Annotated in this window: 18 protein-coding genes and 3 riboswitches; of the genes, 9 read left to right on the top strand and 9 right to left on the bottom strand. The window is 44.0% G+C overall.

The features are described from left to right. The first annotated feature begins 3 nt into the window (after positions 1 to 3). From AC1YY3_RS02000 to AC1YY3_RS01980, 5 genes are all read left to right on the top strand, one after another. Entirely contained in the window at positions 4 to 795 is a 792-nt protein-coding gene (locus AC1YY3_RS02000; protein WP_481822936.1) for a hypothetical protein, read from the top strand. A gap of 186 nt (positions 796 to 981) precedes the next feature. Further along, positions 982 to 1515, top strand: a complete 534-nt coding sequence (locus AC1YY3_RS01995) for an REP-associated tyrosine transposase (RefSeq protein ID WP_481822937.1) — start codon at positions 982 to 984, stop codon at positions 1513 to 1515. Between the two features lie 201 nt (positions 1516 to 1716). Further along, entirely contained in the window at positions 1717 to 2235 is a 519-nt protein-coding gene (locus tag AC1YY3_RS01990; RefSeq protein ID WP_482194283.1) for an Rrf2 family transcriptional regulator, read from the top strand. After that, positions 2222 to 3331, top strand: a complete 1110-nt coding sequence (locus tag AC1YY3_RS01985) for a cysteine desulfurase family protein (protein ID WP_481822939.1) — start codon at positions 2222 to 2224, stop codon at positions 3329 to 3331. Before AC1YY3_RS01990 ends, AC1YY3_RS01985 begins: the two co-directional genes overlap by 14 nt. A gap of 9 nt (positions 3332 to 3340) precedes the next feature. After that, on the top strand, positions 3341 to 3667 hold the full coding sequence (locus AC1YY3_RS01980) for a HesB/IscA family protein (RefSeq protein ID WP_481822940.1): 327 nt from the start codon (positions 3341 to 3343) through the stop codon (positions 3665 to 3667). A 106-nt stretch (positions 3668 to 3773) separates the two neighbouring features. Here AC1YY3_RS01980 and AC1YY3_RS01975 read toward each other — a convergent pair whose 3' ends face one another. The 4 genes from AC1YY3_RS01975 to AC1YY3_RS01960 all read right to left on the bottom strand — a co-directional run bounded on the left by AC1YY3_RS01975 (position 3774) and on the right by AC1YY3_RS01960 (position 9421). Beyond that, positions 3774 to 4403, bottom strand: coding sequence for a VPLPA-CTERM sorting domain-containing protein (locus tag AC1YY3_RS01975; RefSeq protein ID WP_481822941.1), 630 nt, complete (start codon positions 4401 to 4403; stop codon positions 3774 to 3776). Positions 4404 to 4433: 30 nt separating this feature from the next. Continuing rightward, positions 4434 to 4519: riboswitch (cyclic di-GMP riboswitch) on the bottom strand. Between the two features lie 304 nt (positions 4520 to 4823). Further along, positions 4824 to 5228, bottom strand: coding sequence for a PEP-CTERM sorting domain-containing protein (locus AC1YY3_RS01970; RefSeq protein WP_481824837.1), 405 nt, complete (start codon positions 5226 to 5228; stop codon positions 4824 to 4826). A 158-nt stretch (positions 5229 to 5386) separates the two neighbouring features. After that, the gene (locus AC1YY3_RS01965) at positions 5387 to 5935 is read right to left on the bottom strand and encodes a DVUA0089 family protein (protein WP_481824838.1); all 549 of its coding nucleotides are present in this window, start codon (positions 5933 to 5935) and stop codon (positions 5387 to 5389) included. 414 nt (positions 5936 to 6349) lie between these two features. After that, positions 6350 to 9421 carry an efflux RND transporter permease subunit gene (locus tag AC1YY3_RS01960; RefSeq protein ID WP_481824839.1) on the bottom strand — a complete coding sequence of 1024 codons (3072 nt, stop codon included), beginning with the start codon at positions 9419 to 9421 and terminating at the stop codon, positions 6350 to 6352. Between the two features lie 765 nt (positions 9422 to 10186). Next, positions 10187 to 10266: riboswitch (cyclic di-GMP riboswitch) on the top strand. Here AC1YY3_RS01960 and AC1YY3_RS01955 point away from each other — a divergent pair. Then, positions 10250 to 10807: a hypothetical protein gene (locus tag AC1YY3_RS01955; protein WP_481824840.1), complete on the top strand. Its 558-nt coding sequence runs from the start codon at positions 10250 to 10252 to the stop codon at positions 10805 to 10807. Its footprint overlaps the riboswitch before it by 17 nt. Positions 10808 to 11045: 238 nt before the next feature. Continuing rightward, a riboswitch (cyclic di-GMP riboswitch) is annotated at positions 11046 to 11126 on the top strand. Positions 11127 to 11602: 476 nt separating this feature from the next. Here the strand turns inward: AC1YY3_RS01955 and AC1YY3_RS01950 are convergent. Together AC1YY3_RS01950 and AC1YY3_RS01945 are read right to left on the bottom strand one after the other, a co-directional pair. Continuing rightward, entirely contained in the window at positions 11603 to 12871 is a 1269-nt protein-coding gene (locus AC1YY3_RS01950) for an ABC transporter ATP-binding protein (RefSeq protein ID WP_482194282.1), read from the bottom strand. Between the two features lie 2 nt (positions 12872 to 12873). Beyond that, positions 12874 to 13857 carry an ABC transporter permease gene (locus tag AC1YY3_RS01945; RefSeq protein ID WP_482194281.1) on the bottom strand — a complete coding sequence of 328 codons (984 nt, stop codon included), beginning with the start codon at positions 13855 to 13857 and terminating at the stop codon, positions 12874 to 12876. Between the two features lie 548 nt (positions 13858 to 14405). Between AC1YY3_RS01945 and AC1YY3_RS01940 the strand changes: the two genes are divergently transcribed. Together AC1YY3_RS01940 and AC1YY3_RS01935 are read left to right on the top strand one after the other, a co-directional pair. Next, positions 14406 to 15419, top strand: a complete 1014-nt coding sequence (locus AC1YY3_RS01940) for a tryptophan--tRNA ligase (RefSeq protein ID WP_481824844.1) — start codon at positions 14406 to 14408, stop codon at positions 15417 to 15419. Next, on the top strand, positions 15416 to 16135 hold the full coding sequence (locus tag AC1YY3_RS01935; protein ID WP_482194280.1) for a hypothetical protein: 720 nt from the start codon (positions 15416 to 15418) through the stop codon (positions 16133 to 16135). Before AC1YY3_RS01940 ends, AC1YY3_RS01935 begins: the two co-directional genes overlap by 4 nt. Before the next feature lie 3 nt (positions 16136 to 16138). On the opposite strand, the gene AC1YY3_RS01930 is transcribed toward AC1YY3_RS01935, so the two are convergent. Together AC1YY3_RS01930 and AC1YY3_RS01925 are read right to left on the bottom strand one after the other, a co-directional pair. Next, positions 16139 to 16714, bottom strand: coding sequence for a YigZ family protein (locus AC1YY3_RS01930; protein WP_481824846.1), 576 nt, complete (start codon positions 16712 to 16714; stop codon positions 16139 to 16141). A gap of 145 nt (positions 16715 to 16859) precedes the next feature. Beyond that, positions 16860 to 17207 carry a DUF3597 domain-containing protein gene (locus AC1YY3_RS01925; protein ID WP_482194296.1) on the bottom strand — a complete coding sequence of 116 codons (348 nt, stop codon included), beginning with the start codon at positions 17205 to 17207 and terminating at the stop codon, positions 16860 to 16862. A 79-nt stretch (positions 17208 to 17286) separates the two neighbouring features. Between AC1YY3_RS01925 and AC1YY3_RS01920 the strand changes: the two genes are divergently transcribed. Next, positions 17287 to 17796: a hypothetical protein gene (locus tag AC1YY3_RS01920; RefSeq protein WP_482194279.1), complete on the top strand. Its 510-nt coding sequence runs from the start codon at positions 17287 to 17289 to the stop codon at positions 17794 to 17796. On the opposite strand, the gene AC1YY3_RS01915 is transcribed toward AC1YY3_RS01920, so the two are convergent. Beyond that, positions 17787 to 18902 carry an IS1595 family transposase gene (locus AC1YY3_RS01915; protein ID WP_482194278.1) on the bottom strand — a complete coding sequence of 372 codons (1116 nt, stop codon included), beginning with the start codon at positions 18900 to 18902 and terminating at the stop codon, positions 17787 to 17789. The two genes, AC1YY3_RS01920 and AC1YY3_RS01915, sit on opposite strands and share 10 nt — an antisense overlap. Positions 18903 to 19008 lie beyond the last annotated feature (106 nt).

Genomic DNA, 19008 nt, shown 5'->3' with positions numbered 1-19008 from the left:
CAAATGGCTAAAGCAAAAGTGACCGCATGGTGTGAAAATTCAATTGGTTATTTTTTGTGCAAAGGTGGCGACGTACAAAATGCGAATCAAACAGGATTGTTGTCTTCAGTTTATAGCAATGGATGTGGTTTTTACGTCACGCCTGAAACTCTTTGGCAAGTTGCGATTGTCTTTACAGTTCGCCGCGTCATAAGGCAAACTTGGCTCAACGACCGCGACCAGTTTTTACAGCCTACTAAGCCATTATCCGATGAATTCAAAACCGACTGCTTAATTTGGATGTTGTTTAATGGCAGCAACTTAACAGCCAGCGCCAACGACCTTGAATGGAACGGCAAGAAATGGAACATCGTCAACCACTTCATCCCTTATACCGAGACGGAAGTCAACGCGCCAGACCGTTTTGAATCTGACTTTATGGTGCAATACCTGGCGGCGTTGCAAGCCAAGCAGGTGGAGTGCGTAGACACGTCTACGCAAGCAGCGTCTACGCACGCTGCACGCGGCGACATGTCGCCGCACTCCAGCATTTCCCTAGAAGCACAGGCGGTCTTGGATGCCGGACGAGTGTTATGGCAAGCGTATTTCGCCGAAACCGACGTGCGTAGCGTCCGTGATGAATTGAAGTTGAACCGCGCCGATGTGGGCTGGTATCAAATTCGCAATGCGCTCAAAGCGCGTAATGCCAGCGGCGATAACGTAGCCATTGATTTTAAGCCGTTTGAAACGGCATACAAAACTTTGAGCGACAAACTGCAACCGCAAGTGTTTGAGTTAGGCTTTTTGCGGGCTTGATTTATGCTTAAATATAGAATGCTTGTTCCCAAGCTCCAGCTTGGGAACACACACCTTGGAAGCTCTAGCTTCAAGCATTAATAAAGGAAGCCAGAGCTTCCAAAAATAGCATTCCCAAGCCGGAGCTTGGGAACGAGCGTAATCTGGAGATTGTGAACGAGCATTAAACTAGCGTAAGATAATCACATGCCAAGAAGCCGTTACCGCATTTTAAACAAGGACTATCCGCATTTCATGACGGCAACGGTTAACCGTTGGCAACCGCTGTTCACGCGCACGGAGGTAGTGGATATCGTGCTGGATTCCTGGCGGTTTTTGCAGCGGGAGGCTGAGTTCCAGATCTACGGCTACGTCATCCTGGAAAACCACTTGCATCTTATTGCCGCATCGACGGATTTAAGCCGGGATATGCAGCGGTTTAAAGCCTACAGCGCCAAGCAGATCATCGCTTTTCTGGAGCAGCGCCAGGCTGCGAATATACTGGAGCTGCTGGCATTGTTTAAACGCACGCACAAAACGGAAAGCACTTACCAGGTCTGGGAAGAAGGCAATCATCCGCAATTAATTGAATCCGAAGAGGTAATGCGGCAAAAGCTGGATTATATCCATCAAAATCCAGTAAAACGCGGCTATGTCGATTTGCCGGAGCATTGGCGTTATTCAAGCGCACGGAATTATGCTGGGCAGGAAGGGTTGATCGAGATAGTGCGGGCATGGTGAAGGACGGCGATGTTAGGTTAATCCTGATTCCTAAGTTCCGTTCTATGCTCGTTCCCAAGCCCCAGCTTGGGAACAAGCATAGCGATGGGCTTGGGAGCGAGAAAATCTCACTTCAGATTGTAAACACACTGCTCATCCCCGTAGCTAAAAGCATAAGGGTTGACTATTACAAAGGCTTAAGTATAGTGCTGGGATTATTGAGTGACTGTTGGGGATGTGTGTGCGTTTAACCACAAGAGGCAGATATGCGGTAACAGCGTGCTTGACTTGGCATTTCATGGCAGGGATAGGGCGGTTACCTTGAATGAAATCGCAGCACGGCAAACTATTTCGTTATCGTACTTGGAGCAACTTTTTGCCTGTTTACGCCGTGCGGGTATGGTGCAAGGGGTGCGTGGGCCGGGTGGGGGTTATCAGCTATGCCTTAAGGAGAGTGAAATTAGCGTTGCGGATATAATTGCCGCCGTTGACGAACAAATTGATGCCACACGTTGCGGAGGAAAATCCAATTGCCAAGGCGATCAGGCGTGTTTGACGCACGATTTGTGGACAGGTTTAAGCACACAAATCAGGGATTATTTAAAAGACATTAGTCTCGCAGAATTGCTGGAAAAGCAACATGTACAGGAAGTAGCCAAACGCCAGCACCAAAATGTCCAACAAATAATCCAAATACAAAGGAACAAGGCAGGGACGATACGGGAAAATGATCTATTTTGATCATAATGCCACCACCCCAATTGATGATCGGGTGCTTGAAGCCATGCTGCCGTTCTTGACGACGTTTTATGGTAATCCTTCCAGTTTATATCGGCACGGAAGGCTGGTTAGGAGCGCGATTGATTCAGCCAGGGAGCAAATAGCCGCGTTAGTTGGGGCGCAGCCCACGCAGCTTATCTTTACCAGTGGTGGTACGGAAGCTAACAATCTTGCTTTGACAGCTATAAAACCTCAAGCCAAATTAGCAATTTCTGCTATTGAACACACTTCCATTAGCGAACCAGCCGACAATCTGGCTAGGTTAGGTCACGAATTGAAGTTAATTGGCGTTGATCGTAATGGGCTTGTTAGCCAAGATGCGATTGATGAAACCCTACAATACCATCCTTATCTGGTTTCCATTATGCTAGCAAATAACGAGACAGGCGTTATTCAGGATATTGCCCGTTATGCACAACAGCTAAGAGATAAGGGCATTCTCGTTCACACTGATGCCGTGCAAGCTTTGGGTAAAATTACGGTACTCTATAATGAGTTGGGTGTGAACATGATGACCATATCCAGCCATAAAATTTATGGGCCTAAAGGTTGTGGCGCATTAATTTTTGACAAAGAAGTTAGCTTAAAAGCACTGTTTTTGGGCGGTGGACAAGAGCAAGGATTTAGGGCAGGGACGGAAAATAGTCCCGCCATAATAGGCTTTGGTAAAGCGGCGGAACTTGCGGGTGCAGAACTTGCCCAACGTGCGGCACATTTGCTAAAGCTAAGAAATCTATTGGAAGATCGCTTAACGGCTATTCCTGGCATTTCCATTTTTGCAAAAGAAGCACAAAGATTGCCGAATACTGTGCAATTTGGAATTGAGGGAATGGATGGTGAAATGTTGCTCATGAAGCTCGACCAGAAAGGCATAGCGGTATCCAGCGGTTCCGCCTGTGCCAGTGGTGGCGGTAAGCCAAGTCCAGTGTTGGCAGCAATGGGCGTAGCATCAGAACTTGCTAAAAGTGCAATCCGTATCAGTTTAGGAAAAACGAATACGGAAGCGGAAATTATCGAATTTACTAATTTATTACAAGCCCTGGTAATCCCAGGCTAGAGGTGGTTTATGGCAGTATCATTAACAGAAAGCGCGGCTCGTCAGATTACAAGACAGTTGGAAAAACGCGGCAAGGGTGTGGGTTTAAAACTGGGTGTCAGAAAATCCGGTTGTTCCGGTTATGCCTATATCTTGGATTATTCTGATGCCGTAGCGGACGATGACGCAGTTTTTGAAGATTTCGGGGTGAAGGTCATCGTGCAACAAAATGACCTGCCGTTTATTGACGGCATACAACTCGATTATCGCAGGGAAGGCATTAATGAAGCGTTTCAGTTTAATAACCCGAATGTCACGGGTGAGTGTGGTTGCGGTGAGAGTTTTACGGTTAACTAATTGTTAAGGCTGTTCACATAAAAAAACCCAGCTTGGTCATAATAACCAAGCTGGGTGTGTTTTAGCAAACGAATAAAAGTAATTCTGCTTGAATAATTTGAAAAGTTTATGCTGCTACGTTACGCCGAATAGACTTACGTTTCATACCTGTTAAACCCATCAAAGCTGAACCAAATAACCAGATTGCTGCAGGAACTGGCACAGGCTTAAGATCATAATCAACTACAAGTTTCGCATTTTTGTACCAAAAATCGCCACAAGCAGCTTTAACAGTAGCACTAAATTGACCATCAACAATTGATAAGTAGTTTGCTACGTTAATGTTTAGGTCATACCATTTGAACTCATTAATTTCAATTGGGCTGCCGTAGATGCCTGGTATACCTTCAATGTTAACGATTTTTGCTTGTTCTAGGGGATCTTGTTGCGTACGTCTATTGGTATCATCGTTACAATGAGAGCTTGTTCCCCCCTGTTCTGAGCAATGATTTCCATAATAATCATCCACAGCCAAAAGCCACAATTTAGCAGAATTAATTGTCAGATTATTTCCCAAATTGTATAAGCTGCTGTAATTGATATTAAATGTTTTTGAACCACCTTCATTTAAAAATTTTGGTGCCCAAGCGGTATCACTTTGGCTGGTTGTTGCCCAAAAACTTTGTGTTGCTGCTGAACTTACTGAAGAAAAAAGCCCCAGTATAATAGTTGCGAGGAAATAGTATTGCCTTTTCATAAAAACTCCTTAAAACATCAGTTAAAAACACTATGCAACCCAGCTATCTTCGATAATCATCCCTAAGACCTGAAGTTTTCCGACCTTGTTTTTCAACAAGTGTGGCTTTGTTACATCAATAATCATTGTGGCGCACAACGGCATTGTTTTAGTGCGTAAAGTCTTCTTAAAAGCTTTATTAATTATTGATGGCTCTATTTTAATGAATTTAAAATGTAAGAAAATACGTACGAATACCTATATCAAGCTGTTTTTTAAAACTAGGTTTTTTGTACAGTTCTTGGCAACCCTAATAGATAACATTCATTACATTAAAGTTGTTATATGAAGCCCCTCGCCCTAGTTATATCGTTAGGGGAGGGGGTATACCGGTTTCCGTAAGGTAATAGAGATCATTAGCTCATTATTAAAATCAGCTTATTAAGATTTACGCTTAACGCCAAGTAATCCGAGCAAACCGGAGCCAAATAACCAAAGCGCAGCAGGGACAGGAACATTACTGACTTCGTCGTTTTCCTCTTCCTCTTCATCGTCGTCGTTTTCTTCATCCTCACCACCATCCTTCTTTTTGCACAATTTAGGAATGGTATCGTAGCGATCTTTAATTTCGCTGAGGTTTTTGACATCATAGTTAGTATATTTAACCTCATGGTCGACAGGGTTATGGTGCTGTCCAAACTGAGTCGATACTGGCTGACTCCAACTTTGGTTGTGTCCAGAGTTATGATTTTGACCAAAAGCCTGATGCTTAAAGTTTGACGCAAACGTTGCTGTGGTAAAACAAGCCAGTAGCAGTGTAGTGATTAAAAATAATCGTATTTTCATGGCGTTCTCCAAAAAATAAATACCATTAAATGATACAAATGTGAGTGTGTAATGGCTGAGTTCTAAATCTAACGGTTTGCAGGCTTTATCAGTAAGGTATCCAGTTATATCGGTAAATATGACTGGATCTGTACGATAAAGCTATGTAACCGAAGGGACTAAACAGTTGCTGTATGAGATTTTTTTCTCATGCCCAGTAACCCCATTAAAGCAGAACCAAATAACCATACGGCGGCTGGGACGGGGACGGATGAGACATTATTGTTTAATATAGATGCAGACGATACATTGTTGATGTCTAATGCATAAAAGCTGGTGAGATCATCAAAACCTTCATAAAAGGTAGACCACACAATTTCCTTTAGGGTTGGGCTTTGGGTTAAATCAGTACCAAATTGTGCTAAAGCGACAATGTAATTGCCGGCATCAAGATTCCAGGTTATCAGCGAGTCATACAGTCCATCATCAGTACTGATATCATCGTTCATGCTTATCCAAGTTCCAGTACTATCGAAAAGCACAAGTAAAGGATCAAACCCACCGGCTGCATATGATGATGTACGAATAGTTACATCACTGGTTGAATCAACAGTAAAACTAAATGTTCTAAAATCGTCATCATGATCTAAATTGCCAGTAAACGAAAAATTTGCCGCATTAACCCCAAAAGAACTTAACAATATTGCAATAAATAATAGGTGTTTCATTTTTAACTCCGAGTTGAATGAATAGGCATAAAATCTACCTAAGCCAAATATCAGCCTCAAAAAACTGCCTTCTTGGCATTAAATTGCGGCTATGTCATTTACTCTTTGAGGTCTGCTTACGATGCTGGATCTTTAAGTGCGATGTTGATCGCATTTAATTTCCGCGTAAGCTTTTTCATTAAGCATGGGTAAATTTTACGGAGTTAGAAAATTAAAAAATATTCGTACGAATACCTAAGTACGAATACCTAAGTACGAATACCTATATGGCAGAAATTTATGTTGTTAGCTGGAAAGTAAGAGTGAAGGGCGAACGGGATTTTGGATTACTCTCCCTTTGGAGAAGGTAACGATGAGTGCTTATTGGGATGGGTATAGATAAGTTTGGTTCGATGTAAATCTTAATGTGAAAATTCAGCGTTTTCCATAGTGCAGCAGCATACACGGCAACAGCAACAAATTCAGCAAGGTAGAAGAAAATAAGCCACCGATGATAATTGCCGCCATTGGCCCCATGATTTCTGAGCCCGGATTGTCACTGCTGAAGGCAATCGGGAACATGGCTAAGGCGGTGACCAGGGCGGTCATTAAAATGGACGGCAAGCGTTCTTGCGCGGCCAAGGTGATGGTTTCAAGATGCCAGGTTTTGCCTTCGTGATCGACCAAATACTGGCAGTGCGACAATAGCATGATGCTGTTACGTACAGTGATGCCGAATAAGGTAATAAAACCCACAATAGAACCCACTGATAAAGGCGCTCCGGTCAGGATAACCGCCGCGATGCCTCCGATAAGCGCAAAAGGCAGGTTGGCGAGGGTGAGCAATACCTGCCGAAGATTGCCGATGGCTATAGTTATTAGTATCAACACACCAGCACCAGCCAACAAGGAGTGCAGGATGAGTTTGGTACGCGCCTTTGCTTGCTCGACGGCTGTGCCGGTAAACTCAGGATAGGTATCCGCCGTAAAAGCGATTTCCTTGAATACACGGGATTTCAGTGTTTGCATAAAATTGTCCATATCGCCATCAACGATATTGGCGGTGATGGTTTGTTTGCGCTGTGAATTCTGGCGCAGGATATTGTAACGTCCGGTGTTAGGCTTGATGTCAGCGACTTGCGCCAATCGTATGATAGTTCCATCCAGGGTTTTGATGGGTAAGTCACTGATGGGTAAGATATTCGTCTTTTGTTGTGGCAACAAGGTGACGGCAATATCAAATACCTTATTCCCCTCAAACAGCTTGCCCACCACGGTCGTTTCATACGCGCTTTGCAAACAAAGCATGACTTGTTCCGGCGTTACTCCCCAAGTAGTAAGTTGATTCATATTCAAATGCACCTGCACAAACGGTGTGCCTGGCGGCGAACGTACCTGGACATTACTCGCACCTGGAATAGCTTTGATGATTTCGGCAACAGCCTGCGCTTTTCCATCAAGTGTATTCAAATCGTTGCCGAAAATATTGACGACCACAGGCGATGTGTAACCGGAGATAGTTTCATCCACGCGCTCGATCAAAAAAGTATTGGCTTCAAAGCCAATGCCTGGAAATTTGCCCAAGATGCTTCTAAGCCCGTCTAATATCGCTTGTTGTCCTGCCCCTGAATTCGGTTTCAGCCGAATTTCGTATTCGCTGTAATGGCTACCGTAGGTATCGGCTCCGCGTTCTGCTCGTCCCGCCCATTGTGATACCGATTCCACACCCGGAATCGCCATGAATTGTTGGGTAAGTTGGCTGCCAATGCGGATGGATTCCGCCAATGAAGTGCCAGGAATGCTGGCGGTGTGGACGATATAATGGCCTTCGCGCAATTCGGGCAGGAATTTGTGGTCGAGCGTAAAGAAAGCCAATAAGCCTGTTAAGCAAGTGACGATGCTTATTATTAAGATCGGCTTGAAATGTCTATTTGCCGCTAGCAGCCATTTCCCGTAGAAATTTTTGAGGACTTTTATCAACGGCGGTTCTGTCGTATCCAGATCATAACGGCCTAATAGGGCATGGCAAAGTGCGGGGGTTAAAGTCAACGCAACCAGCAAAGACAGTAAGATAGCCAATATATAAGAATAACCGAGCGGTGCAAACAACCGTCCCGCTACGCCATCCAAGGTCAATAACGGCACAAACACCAACGCCACGATAAAGCTGGCATAGACGACAGAGCCGCGCACTTCCAGCGATGCGGCGTTAATCACGTCGTCTATGGGCAAAGGTTGGGGCAATAAGCGATTTTCCCGCAGCCTTCGGAAAATGTTTTCGGTATCGATAATCGCATCATCGACGACTTCACCCAATGCAATCGCCAAGCCGCCCAATACCATGATATTGAGGTTGACACCCGCCTCCAGCAGCACTATCACTGCACCTAATAAGGAAACAGGGATCGCCAATGCAGAAATAATGGCGGCGCGGACGTTAAATAGGAACAAGTACAGGATAATCAACACAAACAAGCCACCGATCAACAGATGCCTGGACAGGTTGCTTATTGACCGTTCGATATAGTCGGCAGGGCGAAATAAATGCGGGTAAAAGTTGATGGCTTGCTTGCTAAGGGTAGGGGTAATCTCCTCTAACACGTTTTCCAGCGATTTGGAAACCGATAAGGTATTGGCCCCATACTGGGCGATCACCATGATGACAATGCCCGGCTTGTCCATGATCTGTGCCGCACCAATCGCTGGTTTAGGCGCATAGATGATGGTCGCCACTTCACCTAGCGTGATGTTGGCACCTTTATCGCGCTTGACGATGACTTTCGAAAATTGTTCGGGCGTGGTCGGTAATCCTGTCACCTGTACAGTAAAACGCTGGTTAAGGTTCTCGATAAAACCGCTGCCTTGGATGTTTGCCGCTAATGTAGCCGCTTGGATAATTTCATCCAAGGAAAGGCCAAAGCGTTGCAGTTGCACAGGATCGACCTGTATTTGCAGTTGCTTGATGTCGCCACCAAACACATTGACATCGGCAATGCCCGGAACAGCGAGAAGGCGGGGGACAATCGTCCAATCAACCAGGCTGCGTAATGCCATCAGATCAACGCGTTCCGAGCTTAGTCCCAAGGTCAATACCGTGGAGGAAGAAGAGGATAAGGGCAAGACGATGGGCGCAATACCGTTTGGTACGTGTGTCGATAAATTCGCCAGCCGTTCATTGATAAGCTGCCGATTGCGGTAAATGTCGCTGTTTTCTGGGAAGGTAGCGGTAATGATCGACAAACCCTGAATCGACTCCGAACGCACGGATTGCAGTCCAATCACTCCGCTGACCGCCAGTTCAACCTGCTGGGTCACTAACAGCTCAACTTGCTCGGAAGAAAGCCCTGGCGATTCCGTCTGGATAATGACCTGCTTGGGCGAGAATTCAGGAAAAATATCCAGCCCCGCCGTCGCAAAACGGTAACCGCCAACCAGCAATATTAACGTGGCAATGGCAATCACAACGCCGTAATAGCGTATGGAAAATCGGATCAGGCTGGCAAGCATGGATGGTTTTGCTGGGTTATAGAGGTAGATAAAGCAATATTTTATCTTGTAATACCTACCTAGGACTAAAAGTATTAGGGCTGTTTGAGTTGCGAAAAAAGCCAACACACTGAGACTAGGTGTTTATACGGATATTTTTACAAATGACTAGGCGATATAGTAGCCCCGAATCTAAAGAACCAGCCGCAAGGCAGCACGGATGCAAGGCAGTAAATAAGTTAAGGATTCAAGGATATCTTGTTATTGACAAGATACAGGCAAGATTAAGGAAAACAATGGATTTGCCTGATAAATGGAGTGGAACAGGGTTCTTAGATTTTAGGATGGGGCTAGAGAAGTATATGGATATTCTTATTAGACGGATTTAATAAACTAGAACCAAAGTTAAGGAGTTTAGCGGTAGGTACAAGACTAAAAAAGATGAAAAGTAGTTAGATTCTGTGATTTTGGAATTCAAGATTAGAGAAAAATAGCGGGATGTTAGTTTTGGATATCACCGTAAAAAACTGGGGTAACTAGGTAATCGTACGTATATTCAATGGGTCTGCAAACCTTTAACCTATATCCAAGTTAAATACTTAACCAAGGAAGAGCAAGGACAAGCAGCATTAAGGAGTTTTAGTGGGGTGACTAGGTAATCGTACGTATATGAAACACATTTACAAAGCTTTAATCTATCCCCAAGGTTAAGAACTTAACCAGCAACAAAAAGGACAAGTATATTTTTAGGGAGCTTTAAGGAAGTGGCATCGTGGATCCCCCTCTATGCCGCATAGCTACACTCACTGCGAGGTGGGGTCGGAAAGCTACAGGTCTTTACAATTAAAGATGGCTGAGTTGCAAATTTTTATTTTTTATAACTTGTTATTATTTTTTGGAGAGACTTATATGAAAAAATTATTAGTTGTTTTAAGTTTGGCAATGGCAGCGTTCTCGTTTCAAGCAAGTGCTGCTACATTGAATTGGGTTTCAACTCCTGTAGGTGCTACAGCTATACAGGTAAATCCTGGTAGTCTTTATGGTGCTAGGAATCCTGCTGGGAATCCAGTGCTACCAGGAAGTTTAGTTGATGACAATTGGACTTTTATGTTGTCTGCTTTTAGCCAAGTTCAAGTTGGTGTTTCGTCTTTGCCTGGATTAGCATCATGGTTGACTGCGGAATTACTTGACAGTACCAATGCTCTTGTGGCATCGATTGGTGTTAATGGAGCGATATGGCGTGATGTTTTGGGAGCAGGTGAATATACATTACATTTGTTCGGAACAGCACCTTTGGGTCAACCCAGTTATGCATTAAGTGTTGAAACCCCAATCCCTGCTGCAGTCTGGTTATTCGGTTCTGCTTTGATGGGCTTGACAGGACTTTCACGCCGCAAGAAAGCCTAAGCTTAAACGCTAACGGTTTTTAAGAAAGGGAGGCTTGCCTCCCTTTTTTTGTGGCTATTTGCCCACTAGCTCTGGGACAGGTTTGTAATCCAAAAACTGGTGTGACTAGGTAATCGTACGTATATGAAATACAGTTATAAACCTTTATGCTATCCCCAAGATTAAAAAACTTAACCAGAACAAAAAAGGACAAGATGGATTTCAAGGAGCTTAGAGTGAAGTTGAACAACGATTCATCGTTCCACAGGGCTACACTTACTGCGAAGTAGGGTCGGAAAGCTACAGGTCTTTACCAATAAAAGATGGCTGAGTTGCAAATCAATATTTTAGAACTTGTTATCTATTTTTGGAGAGATATATCATGAAAAAATTATTAGTTGTTTTAAGTTTGGCAATGGCGGCATTTTCGTTTCAAGCAAGTGCTGCTACCTTGGCTTGGGTGGATATTATTTCTGATCAAGATGATGTCATTTATCGCTGACCCTCCTAGAGCGCATCCAGCTTCGATAAAAGTGCCTGGTAAACCGCTTTGAACAATTGCTTTGCAGGTGTCAGCAATGCTGGCGAGTTTCTTTTCAGTCAAATAGGTTAAATTATTTGATCGAATACGGGATATTAATTCAATTTCCTTATGATCCAACCGCGATAGTGAGCTTGGCACTTCAGATTGAAACAGGTCCTTTAAAATCACTTTAAGTCGTTGAAACATCGTTATCTTTTCCTAAACAAGGTAAATTAAAACGAAAAGAAGAGCCAAGAATGCGCTAAATGGCGTACGAGATCCGTGTTTTCGTTCTATATTTCTGACCAGCGGTGCGGAAAGTGGACGTAGCCATAGGAATTGGGAAGCACGGGACGCCCTCGCACAGTACCCTGTTCTACATCAAAAAAAGCCGCTCCTTCAAGATGATCCTGTAACGCATGATTACCTGATAACGCCACATTAATTCTATATCGACCCGGCATTAACAGCAGCTCTTCCAAATCACAAACAAAAAAACCGCTTGATTGTTTGGAGGGGCTGTCCAGTTCACTACGATCTGCGCTGCTAAATGTTGCAATTGCTTGTCCTTGTTGCTCATAAATAGTGAAACGGCATTCAAGACCAAGACAATCGCCTTCAAAATCAATTTTAATTTTTACGGGGTCTCCCACTTGAAATAGACTCTCTGTATTGCCACTGCCCTCTTTAGCTCTATGTAAAGTTACTCGTGAAACACGCACTTTGCCACCACCACGGCGGTCAGTTCGATGCAGTAAATTATCATCTTTAGCTTGTTCTAACGATGTTAAATACGCATTCACAGTATTACTAATAGAATCATTATTGGATACACTGCCTTGTGTGAGAAATATGCCTCGATCACACAATGCCTGCACCACCGCCATATTGTGGCTGACAAATAAAATGGTACGCCCTTCCTTGCTTACATCTTCCATTTTACCCAGGCATTTTTTTTGGAATTGTGCATCACCAACTGCCAACACTTCATCCACAATTAAAATCTCAGGTTCTAAATGTGCAGCTACAGCAAATGCCAATCTTACATACATGCCCGACGAGTAGCGTTTTACGGGGGTATAGAGGAATTTTTCCACTTCTGAAAAAGCAACAATTTCATCAAACTTGCGTTTGATTTCGACTTTGCTCATACCCAGGATTGCGCCGTTGAGAAAGATATTTTCTCTACCGGAAAGTTCGGCATGAAAGCCGGTGCCAACTTCCAGCAGGCTGGCTACACGACCTTCAATAGTAATTCTGCCACGGGTTGGTTCGGTTATGCGGCTCAAGATTTTAAGTAAGGTCGATTTGCCTGCGCCGTTACGCCCTATGATGCCAACTCGGTCGCCTTGATTTATTTCAAAGGACACGTCGTTAAGTGCCCAAAAATCTTCGTGTTCTGGGTCAGCAGTGTTTGATTGTTTTGTAAAACGTTTGCCGACTGACTTAAAGCCATCAGTAATAGCATCACGTAATGTGCCATGTCTGTTTCGACCACTGGTTTGATGACTAATGACGTATTTTTTGCTGAGGTTCTCGACCTTAATGATAGGGTTAGACATGGTTAAATAATATCCGCGAAAGTGCGTTCTGTATTACGAAAATGCCAAATCCCACTAATCAGCAGTAACAATACAATTCCAATAGAGAGCATAAATCCTGGCCAGTACATTGCCGTGTTTTGTCCTAAAATAGCCCAACGGAAACCGTCTATCACGCCTACCATAGGGTTTAGCGAATACAATAACCGCCATTGTTCAGGGACAATAGCGCTGCTAAAGCCAACTGGCGATACATATAAGCCGAATTGCACGACAAAGGGAACAATAAAACGAAAATCGCGGTATTTGATGTTAAGTGCGGAAAACCACAGCCCACCACCCAGTGCGGCGGCAAACGCCAGCATGATTAAGAATGGCAGCATCAGCATGCCCCATGTGGGTACAAATTTATACCAGATCATCAATGCGATCAGAATAGTAGAAGAAATCAAAAAATCGATAAAACTGACAACTACGGCACTGGCAGGTACGATTAAACGCGGAAAATAGACCTTAGAGACCAGATTAGAATTGCTAATCAAGCTGTTACTGCATTCTGACAAGGCATTGGCAAAAAACTGCCAGGGCAACATGGCGGCAAATACGAGGATGGGATAAGGCACATCGTTGGAGGGCAGTTTAGCCAGTTTGCCAAAAATTATGGTGAATACGACCATCGTTAATAGCGGTCTAATGAGTGCCCAGAGGATACCAATCACGGTTTGTTTGTAACGCACCAGAATATCGCGCCACGCTAGAAAATAAAATAATTCGCGGTATCGCCAGAGGTCTTTCCAGTATTGGCGGTCGGCTCTTCCGGCTTCAATAATAAGCTTGGGTTTGGCTGTGGAATTGCTTTCATAATCGCCGAGTTCAGTTTTGCCTGCCGATTTTTTAGTCATTATCCTGGCTAATAAGATAAGCACAAGGATGCTTAAAAATGCGATTAGCAAAGGCAGGTTTTCGGTAGCAAAAAAATTTATTCCAAGGAGTGTTTCTAAGTTCACTACGTTATCCTAATTACTTTGTAAATCGATTTAGTGCGTTAAATATGGAGCTAGAATGCCCAGTGACTAACCTGCTTGAGTTAGGTCATGGCAAGTTATGAGTCGCTTATGGGGTAGGCAATCGACAAAAACCAAGGGTTAGACCATCCCAGAATGCTAAACTGAAACCCACAATTAGGCAATATTTCTTTAACTAGATACCAATTAAATGGGTGGTTTACGCAGAACATGGATGGGTAGGTAAAAAACCAACTCGATTGAACGCGCAACGTTTAAATTGTAGGCTAATTTAGGTTTAAATGTAAGGAGCTCTAAAAATTCAATATCATTTCAAGGTTGGCACACGCAGATTATCCTCGCTATCCTATTTTGTGGGTGACTGGCTTTCTTTAATGGCTCAATCTGGTATCTTGGTCTCTTGATGATGGTTTAAAAAATGAATTGCACTTGAGTTGAATGTAAGAGCTGTTAAACTGAAATACAGGCAAAGTTTTGATAAAGTCTAAATTTTCTGGTAGAAAAATAATAAAGCAATAAAAGAAAAACACATGAACAAAGCAATCATATTAACAGGCATTACCACCACTGGAACCCCGCATTTGGGCAATTATGTCGGCGCAATAAGACCTGCCATCGCAGCCAGTAAGGATCAAAACGCACAGCCTTTTTATTTTCTGGCTGATTACCACGCCTTAATTAAATGCCAAGAACCGGAGCGAGTGCGGCGATCTAGCCTGGAAATTGCGGCAACTTGGTTGGCATTGGGTTTAGATACCAATAATGCGGTTTTTTATCGCCAGTCAGACGTTCCTGAAATTCTGGAATTGACTTGGATGTTGACTTGCGTGACTGCCAAGGGCTTGATGAACCGATCTCATGCTTATAAGGCCGCCGTTGCCGATAACGAACAAGGCGGCGAGAGCGATCCCGATAAAGGCATTACGATGGGTTTGTTCAGCTATCCCGTGTTGATGGCGGCGGATATATTAATGTTTAACGCCAATAAGGTGCCTGTCGGCAGAGATCAAGTGCAACATATTGAAATGGCAAGGGATATTGCAGGGAGATTCAATCATATTTACGGCGAACATTTCACGCTACCCGAAGCCGTGCTAGATGAGAAGGGCGCGACCTTATCAGGGCTTGATGGTCGCAAAATGAGCAAAAGTTACAACAACACAATCCCCTTATTCGAGCCTGAGAAGAAGCTGAAGAAACTGATTAACAAGATCAAAACGAATTCCTTGGAACCAGGTGAACCTAAACAAACCGACGGTTGCACTTTGTTTAGTATTTATCAGTCCTTTGCTACGACGGATGAAGTCGAACAAATCCGTCAACGCTATGCAGAAGGTATAGGCTGGGGTGAAATGAAGCAGGTGCTGTTTGAGCATGTTAACGAGCAGATTGCGCCAGCACGGGAACAATACGATGCCTTGATGGAAAAACCCGACCATATTGAAGAACAATTACTGGAAGGCGCGAGAAAAGCACGAGCAATTAGCAGCCCCTTTATCCAGAAATTACGTAAAGCCGTAGGAATTAGCAGGATTACATTGTGAGCATATATAACAAAACAAAATTTAGCGATTGGTTAAGGAAATGCCTATTGTTTATTCGCCGTGACCCTTGGATTTGGGTGGTTTATATCCTGTTTGTGGCGATAATTTTATGTGTCGGTAGGGTTTCTTATGCGTTGGGGATTTTTTCTGCCGTCGTTTCCCTGTTTGTGGGTGTCGGCGTAGCAAAATATATCGATATGAAACATTCGGACACCGGTTCAGTCGGGTTTGTATGGGCTATTAAGAAAAGTTTGCCCTTAGCTATTATCATGGGGCTTATGATTGTCCTGTGCTGGTTTATATTCTCTGCGCTAGCCAATATTCTCAATGGTCAAGCAGAAATGATTAGCTACTTTTTCTTCGATTGGCAGTACACATCCCAAAACCTAAGAGGCAGAGACAGTCGTGAACTGGCTATTTGGCTATATGGCTATGCCAATATCTCCCTGATCTTCACCTTATTGATGCTCGCCACTTTTGCCAGTTGGTACAGTTATCCCTTGATGTTGTTTAAGGATTATAGCTGGAGCCAAGCTAAGGAAGTGGGCAGACAAGAGTCCGCAAAACAAAAGCAAGCGTACTACAAAACCCTGGCATTTCTCGTATTTGAGGCGCTATTGTGTACGGAAATAACACCGTGGCTGACACCGGTTTTGTATGTGCTGACATCGACGTTTATGTTTGTGTCATACAAGAATATTTTTGAAAGGACATGAAGGTTATAGCAAAAGCAATCCGCTAAACTGTTCTGATAAAGCAATTAGATTATCTTTCGGCAACTGAATGGTGAGGTGAATCTGTTCAGCGAAATTTTGATTGATAATTTCGCCGTCCATTTTGTTCAATTGATGCTCAAACGCGGGTAGTTGTTTGTAATCCAGTGTCAATCGCCGTTCCACCAATTCGATAAAGCGATGTAACTCAGCACTTTCGATAACTCGTTTAGCGGTATTGCTGTAGGCGCGAGTTAATCCGCCTGCACCCAGTTTGATGCCGCCAAAGTAGCGGATCACGACCAGCAAGACATTGATTAACTCTTTGCCTTCCAAATGTTGGAAAATCGGTTTTCCGGCAGTTCCGCTGGGTTCACCTGCATCGTTAAAACGACTGATAAAGCCGTTAGCGGTTTTGATGCGATAAGCAAAAACGATATGACTGGCATTAGGATGGTCGAGATGGCATTGCTTGAGACTATCGCCGACCTCAGCTTCATTCAAACAAGGCGCGATCAAGCCGATAAAGCGTGATTTTTTTATCGAGTCTTCTATGGAATACTTTGATTTGATGCATTGCATAGATAATTGCTAACCGGCGATGGGTAGTGATGCCGTTTTAGAATCTCCCACCCTCAGTACATTTCGTTGGGGTGACGAATGCACCCCAACAGAATAACAATTATCAACGAATGCAAGGGGTTGGCGACACCCAAGCGATTTTTTATCAGTCCAGCAACTCTTTCGGAATATTACCGCCGTTTTGGGCGAGTTTTTGGAGGACGGTTTTGTGCAGCCACATATTCATTTGGGCGGAGTCACCCATTTTGTCTGCTGGGCAGCCCAGTTCAGCAGCCAGTTCTTTACGGGAGGACAAGCTGCTATCCAGCCCTAACAGCTTTAACATATCGACTATCGACGTTTTCCAGTTGAGTTTTTCTGGATGGGAGGCTGCCATGCCCTCCAGCTTGGCGACGACATCGACTTCACTAATCGCCGCAGCCGCAGGAGCAAAACCCGTTGGGGTTTGGGTTGCTGCTGGGGCTTCTGTTTCAGCAGCTTCTGCGCTACCGATACCTAATTTTGATAGAATGGAACGCTATTATGTCTCTGACGCACATGACAACTAACTAAATATATGCTGTCATGTGCAGATGGCTACTTTACTCGGTATTAAGTTAAATAAACTCATCAAAAAACATGCGTATTTAGGTGGCGCCCTACCCAAACTTCAACAGATAGCTGAAGAACTGAGGTACGAGTATACGGCTGCAATAGCTGCCGTTAACGAAGCTGCCGATCAGTTGGCTGAACTGGGAGTTAAGATTGAGGAGTTGTCTGCCATCGATCTTGACGACATACGGCACATCAGAGCCAAGCCCCGTACAATGAATGGCGAGCACGGAAGCGTTAGACGAGAGTTAGTTAGGGTTTTGAAAAATTCAGACCAGCCCATGTCCTCAGGAGAACTTGTTCAATATATGGCTGAAAAGTTCGGGTATCCATTAATCTCAGTTAGTGACCGGACCCGTGCCAGAGAAATGGTTCGAGGGCCCCTAAATATATTCAAAAAACATGGTGCTGTAATTCGGCTTCCATCCATAGAAGGCTCTAAACAAGGTCTCTGGCAATGGGTTCACCATACTACTGACAATCAACCCTGAAACAGTAATTCAACTTTGCGATTATTGCCCCGACAATAATTAGACCAGTCAGGTGAAACGCCAGACCTGAACACACACCTAAGCAACATCTGTAATTGCTCGCTTGTGCTTAGCCTACGCACATCCTCACGCCAACCCATTTCTACAGCATACGCTAACATGTGTTTAGGTGTCATGCGATGGAATACGCCGATACAAGCGCGACGTAACCTTGAGAAATAGGACTCCGCCTGGTTCTGATTAACACCCTTATCTGTTGAAAACTCCTTAGAGTGATTAACCGTCTCATGGCCATACCCTTGATACTTTAGATTACCGTAAGCAGGTAGTTCATCACTTCTGATCATCGAATTCTTTGCTACGTACTTATGCACCAAGGCCTCGATATCCGCTCCGTTTTCTGATCGGCATACCGCCACTATTGTTTTAATGGCACCTATACCTTTTTCTTTACCGGTATGTGGATTGAAGTTACCTGATTTTTGTGAAGAAACTTCTCTAAGTGTAATAATGATTCGCCTATTCGGATGGTACGGGTTTTCGTACGATTTAATCTTATCGCGATGTTGCGCTCTATATTTGGCTGGCACCTGTGTCTTATCTTTAGCCAGCACTTCCGGTTTAGTGAGTGTGCGACCTTTACGCTTCTTACCTGAGAAGTGTCCGCCATCGATTTCTACGACACCACTAAGTTGCGCGGTATACATATTCAGAATAAGCGACTCACGTATCTTGTGTAATAGCGTAAATGAAGTCCGATACTGTCCCCCAATAATTCTACGTAGTGCCAGTGCGGCCTGGCCCTTATGGTTAATGATGAAACAAAAGAATGCAATGAGTAGCTTACGGTAGCTAATCTTATGGTCGGCGAAGGGTGTGCCTGAAGTAACGGAGAAAGTGTGATAGCAATGCTTGCAGCGCCATTGCCTACGTGTCCGGATGTTGTGGTGCTTATCTACGACAGCGCAATCAGGGCAGACCTGCGTGTCAGCACTGCCCCATCTAATCTTGGCTAATAGTAAGCGGGATTCTTCCTCGCTTAGTGACGCGATAGCTTCCAAAGTAAGAGGAATGGCTTCTGGTTTTGACCAATAATTTGCAGGCATGGATACGGTTAACCAAAGCTTTTAGGGGGTAGTTATTTTACCCTAAATCCGCAGCCTAATCTAATATAAATACTTTTAAAATCAACAACATACGCATGTTCAGATG

This window comes from Methyloglobulus sp. (assembly GCF_964779595.1).
Note: the sequence above shows the minus strand (reverse complement) of the source record. Positions and strands in the feature narration are given on the sequence as shown.